Below are 15,334 nucleotides of genomic sequence, written 5' to 3'. Positions count from 1 at the left end.
AGCCGGCAATTTGCCTTGTAGCGCATCTCTGCGAAGGACATGTCATGCCCGATACGAGCCGCATCCGCGTCGATCTTTCCGCTCCGACCCAAGCCTTCCGACGCTTCTGGCGCAGCACCGGCTTCTCGCCCGGCGAGCTGCTGCTCGAGCCCGAGATGCAGCAGACGCTGGCCTATGTCGGCGGCGTGCCCAACCGCGGCATCGAATATATGCGCGTGCATTACATGCTCGACCTGGTCACCGCGACCGGGTTCGGCAGCTACGACTTCTCGCGGCTGGACGCTGCGCTCGACATCATGCTGGGGCACCGCATCCGCCCGTTCCTCGAGCTGATGGGCAATCCCTCCTACATCTATACCGACTTCAACGACGTGAAGCAGGCGCATCACTGGCGCGACTTCATCACCGAGCTGGCCCAGCGCTATCGGGCTCGCTACGGCGCGGAAGAACTCCGGCAATGGTATTTCGAGACCTGGAACGAGCCGGATATCTGGTGGAAGCTTGGCGGCGAGACCGGCTTCAACAACTACTATGACGCCTGTTCGGAGGCGCTGAAGGCGGTCGATCCCGAGCTCAAGCTCGGCGGCCCGGGCGTCGCCCGGCGCATCCCGCCGATCTTCAAGTCCTTCCTCGCGCATTGCGACACCGGCACCAACCTGTTCACCGGCGAAACCGGCGTCAGGCTCGATTTCATCTCGGTGCACGAAAAGGGCGCCAGGAAGCATGCCGAGGATCTGACACCGAACAGCCTCTCGATCGTCAGGCACGAGATGATGGCGGTCGATTATGTCCGGGAGCATCACCCGCGCTTCGCCAGCCTGCCCTTCATCAACAACGAGTGCGACCCGCAGATAGGCTGGCACCTCTACCATACCTGGCACGCCATGCCGTATTTCGCCGGGCTCGCCGCGAAGATCATCGACCAGCACCAGCGCCTGATGGTCGATGCCGAGGGAGTCGATTACGACATCCTCAGCAACGATAACGGCTTCGTCGGCCATTGGGGCCACCGCACTCACCTGACCTATTTCGGCAATCGGCCGGTCAAGCCGGCACAGGCGGAACACAAGACCGATATCGCGGCGTTGGAGGCGCGGCGGGCGAATCCCGAGCCGTTCGAGCTGGTCAAGAAGCCCGCGCTGAGCGTGATGGAACTGTTCGGCCTGCTGAGCGAGCGGCGCTTCAGGCTCGACGACCAGGGGCTCGACCCCGACCGCGCCGGTCTCGGCGCCATCGCCACCGCCTTCGGCAGCGAGGAGGAGAGGTCCGGCGCGAGCGTGCTGCTCTATAACAGCGTCGATCGCATCTGGCGGTCGGGCGAGGCCAAGGTCGAGCTCGACTTCGCCGGATTGCAGCCGGGCGCCTACGCGCTGGCGAGCTTCAGGATCGCGCATGGCAAGGGCGACCCCTTCACCATCTGGGAGGATCTCGGCGCGCCCGACCTGCCGAACCCGGCCGAGCTGGAAGCGATGCGGCTGGCGCAGGAGCCGGCGCTGAGCGTCGAACATGTCCAGATCGGCGGCGCGACGGCGGGCTATACGCTCCCGCTCGACATGCCGCTGCCCTCGGTCGCGCTGGTCGCGCTGGTGCGGCGCGAGGGTGAGGCGCCCGGGGCGCCCTCCAAGCTGAAGGCCCGACATTTCGGCGGGCTCAACGGGCGCAGCAATCTCGTGCTGTTCTGGGAGCCGGCGGAGCATCGCAGCGTCCAGCTTTTCGATGTGCTCTGGAGTGGGAGCGAGAACGGGCCCTGGCAGGTGATTAACCCGGTCGGGCTGCTGTCGAGCGTCTATCTGCATCCGGCCGAGGCCAAAGGCTTCTACAAGGTGAGGGCTCGCGACCTGTTCGGCCGGATCAGCACAGAGAGCGCCGCGCTCGAGGTCTGAGGCTTCCAGTGCCGCCATTTCGAAAGCTTGTCGTCACGCCCGCTGCGCCGTCGCGCAGCGGGCTTCTCAATTGGCCATGAGTGTCAAGCCGCGCTCACCTTCTGCTTGAAGAGAACTTCGGAATTGCGCCGATCCGCCGCCCGCAAGCCGGGCAACGCACCAGCCGTTCGTGTTGCTCCTGCGGGGTGGGGTGACAGGCACATCATCTCGGCTGCGATGCGCAATGGATGGGCTGCGATTTCCGACACGAAAGCCGCCAAGCCACGCACGCTATTGGCCGCCGGCCTCCGTGTGGATCATTGCGGAGTTCCGAAAAGAGGTATAATGACTATATCAGTTAACCTAGGCGTTCCCTTGATGGGGCAGACGACCAGCGACAGAGCAGCGACAGATGACGAGCCGGATCGAGGCCGACTACCTCATCGAGACGGCGTTTGATCCCCGCTTCGCCGCCGAGACCATCGCGGGTGAGCAATCCAGCGGCACATTCGTCTCGCTTCCCGGCGAGACGCCGGAGCTGAAGGCGAGATCGGCCGCACGCATCGAGGCGCTGGACGAGATCGGCGAGGCAGCAGAACCGTCATTGCCAGGCGCCGCGCGACCGACCGGCGCGCGCATCCGCCGCGCCCACCTGACGCTCTCTTGGCCGCTCGACAATATCGGCCCCTCGCTTCCCAACCTCATGGCGACGGTCGCGGGAAACCTGTTCGAGCTGCAGCAACTCTCCGGCCTCCGCCTGGTCGATATCCGCCTGCCCGCCTGCTTCATGGAGAGCTATGGTGGTCCGAAATTCGGCATTTCCGGCACGCGCCGCCTGGCGGGCGTGGAGCGGGGGCCACTGATCGGCACCATCGTCAAGCCGAGCATTGGCCTCGACGCGGCCGAAACAGCCGATCTCGTCCGCGCTCTGTGCGAGGCCGAGATCGATTTCATCAAGGATGACGAGCTTCAGTCGGACGGCGCGCACTGCCCCTTCGACGACCGCGTCCGCGCCGTGATGCGAGTCGTCAATGCCAGTGCCGAGAAGACAGGCAAGAAGGCGATGGTTGCCTTCAACATCACCGGCGATCTCGATCAGATGCGCCGCCGGCACGATCGGGTCCTCGAGTGCGGCGGGACCTGCGTCATGGCGAGCATTAATTCGGTCGGACTTGTCGGCATGATCGAGCTCACGCGCTTCTCTGCGTTGCCTATTCACGCTCATCGCAATGGCTGGGGCTATCTGAGCCGCGCGCCGATGCTTGGCTGGTCCTATATCGCCTGGCACAAGATCTGGCGCCTCGCGGGGGCCGACCACATCCATGTCAACGGCCTCTCGAACAAGTTCTCGGAGCCGGATGACAGCGTCATCGCTTCCGCCCGCTCCTGCCTGACGCCGTTGTCGCAAGAGCGACCTTGCCTGGCGATGCCGGTCTTCTCGTCCGGCCAGACCATTCGGCAGGCGGCCGGCACCTTCGCCGCGCTGGGCTCGACCGACCTGATCTTCGCGGCCGGTGGCGGCGTGATGGCGCATCCCGACGGGCCCGGCGCGGGCGTCAAGAGCCTCCGCGAGGCGTGGCGCGCGGCGATGGCGGGAATCGCCCTGGGCGATCACGCGAAGGATCATCCGGCGCTCGCGCGTGCGATGCAGGCCTTTCCGGCATGACCCGTCCGACCGCCGGCCTGCCAGAAGGGCTGCTGCTGGCATTCTATGGGGACGACTACACGGGCTCCTCCGCCGTGATGGAGGTGCTCGCCTTCGCCGGCGTGCCGACCATCCTGTTTCTCGGCCCGCCAACACAAGAGCGGCTCGCGCGCTTGACGGGGTTTCGCGCGATCGGCGTCGCGGGGACTGCACGTTCGCAATCGCCGGCCTGGATGGAGAGCCACCTTCCCCCTGTGTTCGCCATGTTGGCGGCACTCGAGGCGCCGATCTTCCATTACAAGGTCTGCTCGACCTTCGATTCCGCTCCGCATGTCGGGTCGATCGGCAAGGCGATCGACCTCGCCGCGCCGCTTCTCGGCGGTGCCTGGCATCCGCTCGTGATCGGCGCGCCTGCGATCTCGCGCTATCAGGCATTCGGCCAGCTCTTTGCCGCGGTCGGTGGCGTCGCCCACCGGCTCGATCGCCACCCGGTGATGGCCCGCCATCCCGTGACGCCCATGGCGGAGGCGGACGTGCTGCGGCATCTTGCGGAGCAGACGAGCATGCCGTCCGCCCTGGTCGACTTCGCCGCCATGAAGCAGGGCCGCAGTGACGATCGCCTCGCCGAGGCGCGGCAGAGCGGCGCGCGCATCCTCGCGCTCGACGTCCTCGACGAGGAGACGCTCGCCGAGACGGGCCGGATGATCTGGGAGCATCGCGGCGAACGCTTGCTGGCAATCGGCTCGCAGGGCGTCGAGTACGCGCTGACGGCGCATTGGCGCATGGCCGGATATCTGCAGGACGCGCCGCTGCAGGAAAGGGCTCCGGCGCGCAGCCAGATCGCCGCGGTGTCGGGCTCGTGCTCGCCGATCACGGCGCGGCAGATCGCTTTTGCCCGCGACAACGGCTTCGAGAGCGTGAGGCTCGACGCGGTTCAGGCCGTCGACGCCTCCAGCTGGGAGAAGGAGGTCCAGCGCGGCGCGGCGCTCGCGCTCGCGGCGCTGCGACGCGGACGCAACCCGCTAATCCACACCGCGGAAGGCCCCGACGATCCCGCCGTGGCGGCGTTGGCGGCGGCCATCGCGACCTCCGGGGCTGACGCGGGCGAAGTCAATGCGCGCATCGGCGATGGCCTCGGCCGCGCCCTCGACAGGCTGGTGCGGGAGGCCGCGCTGCGCCGCGTCGTCATCGCCGGCGGCGACACCTCAGGCCATGCCGCCATGGCGCTCGGGTTGCATGCGGTGACGGCGCTGGCGCCGCTGGCGGCCGGCGCGCCGCTGTGCCGCGCGCTCGCCGACGACCCGGTGATGGATGGCGTGGAGATTGCGTTCAAGGGCGGCCAGATGGGCGAGACTGATTTCTTCCGCGCCGCGCAGGGCCGCGCGTGATGTCGCGGCGCGCACAACGTGGTAACGCCGGGAATCGATCGAAGGTCCACAAGGCTGTCGCGCTGCGATAGGGGTTCCGGAGTCCGTGAATGGCTGACTCGACTGAAGCAATCGTCCGGCGAAAGCTGTCGCACGAGGTGTTCGACCGCCTGAAGCGGATGATCACCGAGGGCGAACTCGCGCCGGGCGATGCCATGCCGTCCGAGCGCGATCTCATGGACAGGTTCGGCGTCGGACGGCCCGCGATCCGCGAGGCCATGCAGGCGCTGGCCAATATGGGCCTGATCAACATCGCGCATGGCGAGCGCGCCCGTGTGCGACAGCCGACGGCGAAATCGATCTTCCAGCAGGTTGACCTTCCGGCGCATATCCTTTTGTCGGGATCGCCCGCGAGCCTCGAGCACCTCAAGCAGGCGCGCCGCTTCTTCGAGCGCGGCATGGTGCGCGAAGCGGCGGAAAAGGCGAGCGCCGCCGATGTCGAGCGACTGGAGGAAACCCAGCGCCAGCAGCGCGAGCGGCTCGGCGATCCCGCGGCTTTCATCATGGCCGACATGCGGTTCCACACGCAGATCGCAGCGATCTCCGGCAACCCGATCTACGAGGCTGTGAGCGAGGCGATCCTGAGCTGGCTGCGCGACTACCACACCGAGGCGCTGATCTGGTCGGGCAAGGAGAACCTGACCCTTGCCGAGCACGCGGAGATCCTCGACCATATCCGCAACCACGATGTCGACGCCGCCGAAGCGGCAATGATCAGGCATCTCGACCGGTCGAGCTCACTCTACGCCCATCCCGATCAAAATCCCTCGGGAGCATCGAAGCGCAGCACCGCGTAAGGCTCCAGTTCGACGCCGCCGTCCTTGCCACTGGGGACGATGCCTCCGTTCAGCCCGTGCGCGACCCATTCGACATCGCCGGCGACGCGCACCGTCTGCGCTCGGTCCGTGAGGTTCGCAGCGAGCGCGACAGCCCACCCGTCGCGCAGGCGACCGGCGAGGCAGGCCACCTCGCCGCTGCGCTCCGATAGGCAGCGCAGGCGCGGCCGCCCTCCAAGCGCCGCCAGCAGGCACGCGGCGCGGAACGCCGGCGTCGAAGCGCCATGATCGAGCAGGCCGAGCGGTCCCGTCAGCGCCCCGCCCGTAAAGGTCTCGACATCGGCGTCTGCGAGACAGGTGGCATAGCCGACCATCCAGCTCGCGGCGAAGCGGCCGCGCCGGCGCGGATCGTCTAGCGCCATCGGGATGCGGCGCTGCTCCGGGTTCGGCATGGTGCGGGCGCCATAGGGATTGTGCCGCATGCCGATGGTCGAAGGGCCGATGCGATAGGGCTTGCCTGCGCCGATGATCGCCCGCGCCGAGCGTGTGATGAACGGCAGCGCCTCCAGCGTCTGCATGACGCTGAGATCGTCGGCGGCGTGAACGATCGGGCAGGTGCAATGGCTGACGAAATCGAGCAGCTCGACCGGCGGGTGCTTGCGGTTCAGCTCGGTGAAATAAGCGAGCGTGCCGCCGCCGAGCCGCGTCGATGGAAACGCGCGCCGCGCCGCGGCGTAAACCGCCTCCAGCGGCGGACAATCCGGCCATTTGCTGCCGGGCGGCGTCGATTGGCGGTCGACCGCAGGGCTGACGACGATCGCGTCATACGCAAGGCCGGCCTCTCGCACCGAGCGGGCCAGCGCCGCGAATTCCTCGTCGAGATCGCCGCCGCAGGAGGCGACATATTCGAGCACGGCTTCCGCAGGCCAGAGCGCAGCGAGCTGCGCATAGGCTGCCAGCGCCTCCCGGCCATGCCCGGCCCCGGGATCGAGATGGTAGAGCAGCGTCTGCGGCGCGATCTCCGCGAGGTGCTCGATCTGCGCAGCGACATCGGCGCTGTCCTCGGGCGTGACCGCGAGGCCGAAGCGTGGCAGCAGGCCGATCGGCCCGCCGATGGAAATCTCAACCGGTGCCGCCCGGCTCGCGACGCGCGGAGCGCCGCCACTTCCGACGAGAGACAGCGTGACGCTTTGCCGGAATGCCTCGCCCGCCGGCAGCAAATAGGGCCAGGGCAAGGCGAGCGGGCGCACATAGGTCTTGTAAGAGGCATCGGACCAGTTTCGCTGATCCTCCATCTCGAAGACGTCGCCATCGAGGCGGCAGACCGCCTTCAGCCCAGGGGCGACCTCATGCGCGATGGCGCGGATGTCCTTGAAGGGCTGATAGGGGTCGATCAGGTCCGGGAACATCGAGCGTTCGATCGCGCCGTCGGAATGCTCGACCTCGACCGCGCGCCCCGCCAGGTCGACGATCGGGTGGAGGACCGAGAAGCCGCACCGGTTTGTCTCGAAATCGCCATCGGGACAGGCGGTGACGTCGAAGCGCAGGTGGCCCTCCGCCGTTCCACGAATCGTTGCGTCGTAGCGCAGCACCGTGCCGGTCTCGCTGCGGCAAGTAGCGCGGTAGGAAACCGAGAACGAGCCCTCCTCCTGCGCGATGCGCAGGTCGTCGAGTTCGGGCGAATAAGTTCCCCAGTCGCGATCGCGCACCACATAGGAGATCGCGCGTAGCGTCTCCACGCCGTCGATCCTGATGGCACGCAGGCCGCCGCCGCCGAACTCGGCGCTCAGCGGCCCGGCCATCAGCAGGCGCGCCTGCGGCACCGGCTCGTCCGTCCCGTAGAGATCGATCAGCACCTGCCGGCTCGTCATGCGGCGGAGTCCAGCTCTACACTGGAGCCGTCGGTCGCGCTGCGATAAGCTGCCTCGACGAGCGCCAGCGTCTTCAGGTTGTCGCGCCCGGAGGTTGCGGGCTCGGCGCCGCTCCGCAGGCAATCGACCCAATGCTTCTGGATCGCGTGTACGCTTTCCTGAATGTTGAACCAGGGACGCTCAGCCCAGGGCAGGAGACGTGGCGAGACATCGCTCGTGACACTGCCTTGACGGCTCGTGACCGTCATCCGATAGCCTTGGGCGAGGCGGATGCTGCCTTGCGTTCCGTCGACCTCGACCAAGGTTTCGGGGAAGGGATCGCTCTTCGTATGCGTGGCATAGGAGCAATCGACGACCGAGGTCGCGCCCGTCCCGTGGTCGAGCAGCATCGTCGCGACGTCCTCGCCGCGAATCGCCGGGTTGACGCGGCGCGTGCGGGCCGTCAGGCGCGCCGCCTCGCCGAACAGGAAGCGGGCGATGTCGAGGCTGTGAATGCCGAGATCCTCGATGATGAACCGCTCGCCCTGTGCAAGATAGGGCTGGGCCGAGAATACGTCATAGGCCGACCTGAAGGAGACGCGGCCCCAGAAGGGCTCGCCGATGGCGCCACTCTCGATTGCATCGCGCACTGCGCGGATTGGCGTCTGCCAGCGGAAATTCTCGTGCACCATCAGCGGCACACCGGCGTGCGCGCAGCAATCGACCATGGCGCCGGCATCTTCGAGCGAGGCGGCGAATGGCTTCTGGCAAATGACCGGAAGCCCCGCCGCCGCCGCCCGCTCGACCAGCGCGCGATGGCTCGCGACGGTCGTCGCCACGTCGACGAAATCGAGGCGCTCGGCCGCGAGCATCGCCTCAACGTCGCCGTAGAGGCGCGCCACACCGAACTGCCTGCCGACAGCCTCCAGCCGCTCGCGGTCGGTGTCGCACAGGGCGACGATCTCGGCACCCTCGATATCGCGCCACGCGTGCAGGTGGTTGATGGCGAAGAAACCGCACCCGACGAGGCCGCCGCGGAAACGCGTCATGGCCTGAGCACCAGACAAGCGAAGGGCATGGCTAGGTGATCCTGCGAATGCTGGCGGCGATCTCCTCCGGCTCGAACACGCGCCTCCAGTCGGGCTGCATCAGGACGGGCTTGCCGAACTCGATCGCCTTATTGCAGGCATCGGAGAACACGCCCTCCCGCTCGTCGAAGATCACCGAGGCAAGCACGTTCATGTGGCCGAGCAGGAAGTCGCGCGCCGCCTCGTAGGGCACGCCGCGCCGCACGGTCTCGTCGAGCGCCTCGCGCATCACGACGAGCAGCGTGGCGCAGACGGTCTCCGACAGACCGGGCTCGAGCATCGCCAGTTGCTCGACGGTGACGCGATGCGAGCGCATCACCGGCGCCCAGATCGTCCTGGCGATCTCCTCGCCCAGCGCGTAGTCGCCCTCCGGCCCCTGCATCAGCGCCGAAACGATGTGCTGCTTGGCCGCGATGCCGCCGAAATAGTCCTTCTTCGCCGTCGGATCGGTCTCGTCGTTGAAGATCGGCGGATGGCAGGGATGGGTGACGAAATAGGTGAGGTCGTCGCGCTCCGGCAGATGGCCGGCGAAGGGCGCGGCAGCGTCGAGGATCACGACCATCGTGCCGGGCTTGAGGCGAGGCGCTATCTGCGTGGCAACCTTGCCGATCAGCGTGTCGGGCACGGCCAAAATGACAGCGTCGGCGCCGTCTAGCGCCTCGTCCGGGGCCACGGTCGCAACGCCGAACTCCTTGCGCAACCGCTCCTGCCCGGCAGCGCTGACTTCGATATGGCGGACGGCGAAGCGCGAGCCGACAAGATTGGCGGAGAGGCGCATCCCCATCTTGCCGCCGGCACCAAATAACGCGATGGTCGTCATGTCATTGTTTCCATCATTTCCAGATCGATGTGACGGCGCCGTCAGTCGTCGAATTTCGCCAGCGGCTGCACACCACGGGCGAAGCGAGCGATCTTCGCGAAGAAATCTTCCTGGATGTAGCGAATATCTATGGTCTGATAGACCTTGATCGGCCTGTTCTTGCCGGTATGGACATAGTTCATGTACGAATTGAACTCCGGCGCCGCGATCCACTCGCTGACGCCGCCATTGGGATTGAGGATCACGCTCAGCGCCGGGGTGTCGCCCAGCGAGCGATGCTCGAAGGGACCGTCCGTGTGCTTGAAGTTCCATTCGACGAGCTGATCGACGAGATATTTGCCGATCGCGCCCTTGTCGTGAACGCGCTCGTAGAGTTCGGCATAGCCGACGGCCATCATGCGGTAGACCGTCATCGGGATCTGCCAGACCTGCACCTTGGACTTCATCACCACATTGGCGGCGTGGATGTCGTTCAGCAGGTTGAACTCGCGATTACCCACCGGCCAGTAGCCGCCGCCGATCCAGACGACGATGACGTTCCGCTCGGCGATCCTCGGCTCCATCAGCAAAGCCGAGGCCATGTCGGTCAGCGGCCCGAGGAATGCGACGTAGAGGGGGCGCGGGTCATCCTTCAGCGCCTGCTCGATGATGAGCTCGGCGCCCGGCGACGGGCGCGGCGTTTCCTCGTCCGGCAGCGCCTCGGCGGCGCCCTTCGCGACGCGGACCTTGCCGCCGAGCTGCATCAGGTCGAGCAGCTTGAGCGTCTCGTCGTAGCTGTCCTCCATGCTGCGCTTGGATTTCACCGTGCCGAAATGGGCCGGGATGATGCCGTGGAAATGGAAGCTTGGCGTCAGCAGCGCCTGCACGATGCAATATTGGTCGTCCGCCTCGTTCTTGGCGTCGGTATTGAGGATCAAGCGTGCCAGCTTGTTGTTCGGAAGCATATCTTTCTCCAGCAATTGACGGGCGGGCGCCCTATTTGACGGCTCCCGCCAGGCCGTGAACGAAGTAGCGTTGGAAGAAGAGGTAGAGCGCCAGCACGGGCACGATGGTGATCAGCTGGCCGGCTGCGAGCAGGTTGTATTGCGTCGAGAACTCGCCGCTGAACATGACGACGCCGAGCGGCAAGGTGCGCTGGCTCTCCGTGCGCAGGAAGATCTGCGCCAGGATGAACTCGTTCCAGGTGCTGATCGCATCCAGGATCAGGAGCGAGACCAGGGCGGGCTTGGCCAGCGGCATGACCACGCGCCAGTAGACGCCCCACCAGGAGCAGCCGTCGATGAAGGCGGCCTCGGTCAGCTCGCGCGGAATGCTGCGGAAGAAGCCGCGCAGCACGAGGATGCCGATCGGCAGCCCGAAGCCGAGATAGAGGAAGAACAGGCCGACAAGGCTGTCGATCGCACCGATCTGCTGATAGAGGATCGTCAGCGGAACCAGCGTCATCTGCATTGGCACGATCATTCCGAGCAGCGAGATGGTGAAGAGCGCGTTGGCGCCGCGCATGCGCATCTGCGTGATCGCGAAGGCGGCGAGCGAGCAAATGAAGATCCCCGTCGGGACCTTCACGACGGTCATCACCAGCGAGTTCATGAAGTAGGTCTTGATGCCGAGCCGCCAAGCCTCGCTGAAATTGGACAGTTCCAGCGACCGTGGCCAGGAAAGGGCTCCGTTCTGCGCGAAATCCCCCGGCGTCTTCACCGCTGTGAAGAGCAGCACGATCAGCGGCGTCGACCAGAGCAGGGCGCCGACACCGATGAGCGTATAGAAGCCGGCCGAACCCACCCGGAAGCGCGAGGCGCGGGGCACCACGACCTCCCCTGCCGAAAGCGATGCGTCGGCGACAGTCACTGGTCGCGCGCCATATAGCGGGCATAGGGCACCGCGAAGAGCATCGTCATGACGAAGAGGATGACGGCGATGGCCGTGCCTAGCCCGACCTCGTTCTGGTTATAGGTGAGGAAGTACATCCAGGTGCCCAGAACCTGCGTCTGGTTGGCCGGGCCGCCATAGGTCATCACGTAGATGATGTCGTAGACCTTCAGCGAATTGATCGCGGTGATGGCGATCACGATGAGCGTCGTCTCCCGCAGAAGCGGGATGGTGACGAAGCGCATGATCTGTGCGCGCGTCGCGCCGTCGATCCGCGCCGCCTCGATGCATTCCTTCGGAATGGTCTGCAGGCCGGCCAGGAAGAGCAGCATCGGCAGGCCGGCATTGTGCCAGGCGGCCGAGACGAACACGGAATAGAGTGCGATCCTGGGGTTGGAGAGCCAATGAAGCTCGAGCCAGGTCCAGCCCAGCGCGTGCAACGTCTGGTTCAGCAGGCCGAGCGTCGGATGGTAGATCCAGCTCCAGATCAGCCCGACGATGCTCATCGACAGGATCGCCGGGAAATAGAAGACGCTGCGGAATAAGGCGGTTCCAGCGAAGCCGGTATTGAGCACGAGCGCCAGCGCAAGGCCGATCCCGGTGGGCACCGTCACCGACAGCAGAACCCAGATCACGTTATTCTTGAACGCGATCCAGAAGACACGGTTGTCGGTGAAGAGCTCGATATAGTTTCCGAAGCCGACGAAGACCTTCGTGGACGAGACGCCGTTCCACTGGAACAGGCTGAGATAAATCGAATAGACCATCGGGTAGACCAATACGACCAGGAAGATCAGCGCTGCGGGCGCCGCGAACAGCCATGGCTTGATCTCTTCGCTGATCTGCGGGGACGATCGCATGCGTTGCTCCGGTGGGGCGCGGCTGGTCGGTCAGGCGCGTGCGTCTTTTTCCGTCACCGGCGCGCGTTCTTTTCGATCGCCTTCTGGACATCGGCGCCGGCCTCGGCCGGGCTGATCATGTCCAGCAGCATGGAATCCTGCGCCTCGAAGAACGCGGCCACGACGTTCTGTGGCAGGCCCTGATCAGTGAGACGGTAGAGGCCGATATCGGCCTGGATCCATTCGGCCCATTGCCGCGACGATGGGGCATTGCCCGTCGGGAAGACGTTCTTGGTCGCGCTGGGAAAACCGACATTGGCGTTGGTGAAGGGCGCGATCTCCGGCTTGGCGACATAGACCGCGAAGAGCAGCCCAGCATCCTGCTTGTCCTTCGACGTCTTCGCCGAGATCTGGATCTGGGAGGGTGAGCCGGGGACACGCCGCGGGGTTTGTCCGGTCGGCAGCGGGAACGTGCCGAAATTGCTCGGATCCTGCCCTTCCCGCGCCATGCGGTTGGTTTCGGTGGTGATGGATTCGAACACCATCGCCGCCGAGTTGTTGTAGAGCATGGTCACGCTGACGGAGGGGTCGACATTGAGGAAGCCGGCGTTGAAATAGCCCTTGTCGGCCCAGTCCTTCAGCTTCTGGAAGGCCTTCGTCACCGGCTCCGACTTCCATGACGCCTTTCCGTCGAGCAGCGCGTCATGTCCGGCCGGGCCGGCGAAGCTCTCCAGGAAGAAATCGAAATAGCGCATCGTCATCCAGCTGAACTTGCCGCCGTTCGAGAACGGGACGATGTTGTTCTTCTTGAAGGTGTCGGCGATCGTCTCAAGCTCGGCGAGGCTCTGCGGCGGCTTCAGCCCGAACTTCTCGAAGAGCTCCTTCTTGTAGAAGAAGCTGAACGGCCCGATCCGGTGCGGGATGCCGTAGAGCTTGCCCTGGTCCTTGTGCAACTCGATGCCGGCCGGAATCAGGAACTCGTCGAGCTTCAGCGAGGAGATCATCGCCGGCGTGATCTCGACGCTGAGCCCTGCCTGGTTATAGGGCGAGGCCAGCGAGCCGCCCCAGTTCCACCAGAGATCGGGCATCTTGCCGGATGAGGCCCCGACCCGCAGCGCCTGCTTCAGCTCGTCCGTCGAGAATTTGGTGAACTTGATTTTGACCGTCGGGTAGTCCTGCTGAAACTTGTCGATGACAGGCTGCCAGTTATGCGCGGCGAGCCCGAAGAAATCGATCAGCACCTCCTGTTTCGGGACCTGCTGGGCAAAGGAGCGGCTCGACAGCAATCCACCGACGAGTGCTCCCGCGGCGGCGCGGCGCGTCAGCTCTACAGCCATGATTTCCTCCCGTGATTGTCCAGACGGACCGGGGCTTTTTTGCCCTCTTGGCGCCGCATGGCGCGCGATCACAATCGCGGCGCAACCAGTGTCCTTTGCCGCTGGTGTAGCCAAAGTGGTATGATGAGTCAATGAGTATAAGAGTTTGAGTTGCCATATGGGTGCCTGGCGCCCGCCCGCGACGTCGACGCGCGCCGGCGCCAGCATCATCTGGGCGATGCCGCGCGCATCGTTGTGATCGGTCTCGTTCGCCGGGCGCCCAACACCGCCTGGGCCTGGCGGGTCTCACTGCAGATCACTGGAAGGCCGCCTTCGCGAGGCCGGCATAGAGCCATTGCCAGGCCAGCTTCCAGGCGACCTGCGAATAGCGGTCGCCGCATGGCAATATCTTCTATGCGCATTAAGAATGGACATGGCAACCATATTGTGAAACTCTTGTTCACAGGCTGGATATGGCGCGAACGTGATCTGATGTTCCGCGCTCTGTCCGCACCGAGCCGCAAAGCGGCCGGCCAATAAAGACAGGGGAGGAACGAGATGCGATTGAAGGCTTTGGCGACCGCGCTGCTCGGCCTCTTCGTCAGCACCGCTCAGGCGCAGACGAAGATCGAGCTGGATTTTCCGACCTGGCAGGCCGAGGAGCCCGGCCCGGCCGAATTCTGGACCGAGGCCGTGAAGGCCTTCGAAGCGGCCCATCCGGGCGTCACCATCAAGAAATACCAGGTGCCGTTCCGCGAATATGTCGACAAGCTCACGGTGCGCTTCTCCGGCGGTACGCCGCCCGACATCGTGCATCTGCCGCTGCGCAATTTCCCGTCCTTCGCCGCGCAGGGCTGGCTGAGGCCGATCGACGATCTGCTCGCCAAGACCGACATCAAGCAGACCTACAGCCCGATGGCTTCCGAGCTCGACTGGAACGGCAAGACCCAGGGCGTGATGCTGATGGGCTATGGCATGCTGCTCTTCTACAATGAGGCGCTGCTGAAGGAGGCCGGTCTCGCCGTACCGAAGACACCGGAGGAATTGCTCGCCGCGATCAAGGCGACGACCAAGCCGGACAAGGGCATTTTCGGCTGGGGCGCGGTCACGGCCGAGCATCCGAATATTTTCGTCGACTGGTCGAGCTGGGTGACGGGCTCAGGCGCCTCGCTGTTCAAGGACGGCGCCTATAATTTCACCGCACCCGAGGTGGTGAAGGCGATCGAGCAGTTCCGCACCGCGGCGAAGCAGGCGCCGAAGGGCTCCTCGTCGGAGGCGATGCGCCAGCTCTTCCTCGACGGCAAGATCGCGATGTTCCGCGAGGGCTCCTTCTTCGCCAGCCAGCTCAAGGGGGCCCCGGCCGAGATCCGGCCGAACCTCAAGGCGGCGATGATGCCGTTCCCGGTCGTTCCCGGCGGCACCAGCAATTCGATCCATATCCCGGCCAAGCTCGATCCCCAGCGCACGCAGCTCGTCTGGGAGTTCATCCAGATGATCTCGCAGCCGGAGTGGCAGGCGAAATACACCAAGGACGTCAAGGTGCCGGCCCCGCGCAAGGGCGCCTTCACGCCGGAGATGGCCGCGGCCGATCCGCTGCTGGCACTCTCGGCGAAGGCGTCCGAGGTCGCGGTCAATATCTTCCCGTCAAATGACGCAGTGCGGCTGAACTACAACCAGATCGCCAAGATGGTCGGAGAGAGCGGCATCCGCCTGGTCAATTCCGACCGGCCGACCGAGACGGTCCTGAAGGATCTTCAGGACCAGCTGAACAAGCGCGTGCCGCTGAAATAGCAGCGGTTCTCCCGCGCCCGGCTCCGCTCCGGGCGCGCTCCCTTCGCCTTC

12 protein-coding genes are annotated in these 15,334 nt (G+C 65.4%); 5 read left to right on the top strand and 7 right to left on the bottom strand.

Annotated features, from left to right (window positions below; all coding sequences use genetic code 11):
- Positions 1–44: 44 nt before the first annotated feature.
- From EV560_RS13100 to EV560_RS13085, 4 genes are all read left to right on the top strand, one after another.
- Positions 45–1,883, top strand: a complete 1,839-nt coding sequence (locus EV560_RS13100) for a GH39 family glycosyl hydrolase (RefSeq protein WP_131856164.1) — start codon at positions 45–47, stop codon at positions 1,881–1,883.
- 391 nt (positions 1,884–2,274) lie between these two features.
- Positions 2,275–3,528, top strand: coding sequence for a ribulose-bisphosphate carboxylase large subunit family protein (locus tag EV560_RS13095; RefSeq protein WP_131856163.1), 1,254 nt, complete (start codon positions 2,275–2,277; stop codon positions 3,526–3,528).
- A complete protein-coding gene (locus EV560_RS13090; RefSeq protein ID WP_131856162.1) occupies positions 3,525–4,895 on the top strand; it encodes a four-carbon acid sugar kinase family protein in 1,371 nt (456 codons plus the stop codon). The genes EV560_RS13095 and EV560_RS13090 overlap by 4 nt, the downstream gene beginning before the upstream one ends.
- Positions 4,896–4,984: 89 nt before the next feature.
- Positions 4,985–5,731, top strand: coding sequence for a transcriptional regulator NanR (locus EV560_RS13085; RefSeq protein ID WP_131856161.1), 747 nt, complete (start codon positions 4,985–4,987; stop codon positions 5,729–5,731).
- Here the strand turns inward: EV560_RS13085 and apnL are convergent.
- Genes apnL through EV560_RS13050 form a run of 7 tightly spaced genes read right to left on the bottom strand, consistent with a single transcriptional unit; the run spans position 5,692 to position 13,513 of the window.
- Positions 5,692–7,581 (bottom strand): D-apionate lactonase, encoded by a 1,890-nt coding sequence (apnL, locus tag EV560_RS13080; RefSeq protein ID WP_131856160.1) that lies wholly within the window; start codon positions 7,579–7,581, stop codon positions 5,692–5,694. The genes EV560_RS13085 and apnL overlap by 40 nt on opposite strands.
- Positions 7,578–8,609 (bottom strand): Gfo/Idh/MocA family protein, encoded by a 1,032-nt coding sequence (locus EV560_RS13075; RefSeq protein WP_131856159.1) that lies wholly within the window; start codon positions 8,607–8,609, stop codon positions 7,578–7,580. The genes apnL and EV560_RS13075 overlap by 4 nt, the downstream gene beginning before the upstream one ends.
- 31 nt (positions 8,610–8,640) lie before the next feature.
- Positions 8,641–9,468: a phosphogluconate dehydrogenase C-terminal domain-containing protein gene (locus tag EV560_RS13070; protein ID WP_131856158.1), complete on the bottom strand. Its 828-nt coding sequence runs from the start codon at positions 9,466–9,468 to the stop codon at positions 8,641–8,643.
- A 41-nt stretch (positions 9,469–9,509) separates the two neighbouring features.
- Positions 9,510–10,412 carry a nucleoside hydrolase gene (locus tag EV560_RS13065; RefSeq protein WP_131856157.1) on the bottom strand — a complete coding sequence of 301 codons (903 nt, stop codon included), beginning with the start codon at positions 10,410–10,412 and terminating at the stop codon, positions 9,510–9,512.
- 31 nt (positions 10,413–10,443) lie between these two features.
- Positions 10,444–11,274, bottom strand: a complete 831-nt coding sequence (locus EV560_RS13060; RefSeq protein WP_248312021.1) for a carbohydrate ABC transporter permease — start codon at positions 11,272–11,274, stop codon at positions 10,444–10,446.
- 38 nt (positions 11,275–11,312) lie between these two features.
- Entirely contained in the window at positions 11,313–12,197 is an 885-nt protein-coding gene (locus tag EV560_RS13055; RefSeq protein ID WP_131856155.1) for a carbohydrate ABC transporter permease, read from the bottom strand.
- Positions 12,198–12,250: 53 nt separating this feature from the next.
- Positions 12,251–13,513: an ABC transporter substrate-binding protein gene (locus tag EV560_RS13050; RefSeq protein WP_165923440.1), complete on the bottom strand. Its 1,263-nt coding sequence runs from the start codon at positions 13,511–13,513 to the stop codon at positions 12,251–12,253.
- Between the two features lie 537 nt (positions 13,514–14,050).
- Here EV560_RS13050 and EV560_RS13045 point away from each other — a divergent pair.
- Complete coding sequence (locus tag EV560_RS13045; protein WP_131856153.1) at positions 14,051–15,283, top strand: ABC transporter substrate-binding protein; 1,233 nt, start codon at positions 14,051–14,053, stop codon at positions 15,281–15,283.
- Positions 15,284–15,334: the final 51 nt, after the last annotated feature.

Origin of the sequence: Allobosea sp. BK604, from assembly GCF_004341515.1 — a bacterium.
Lineage (GTDB): Bacteria > Pseudomonadota > Alphaproteobacteria > Rhizobiales > Beijerinckiaceae > Allobosea.
This window is presented reverse-complemented; position numbering and strand designations above follow the sequence as displayed.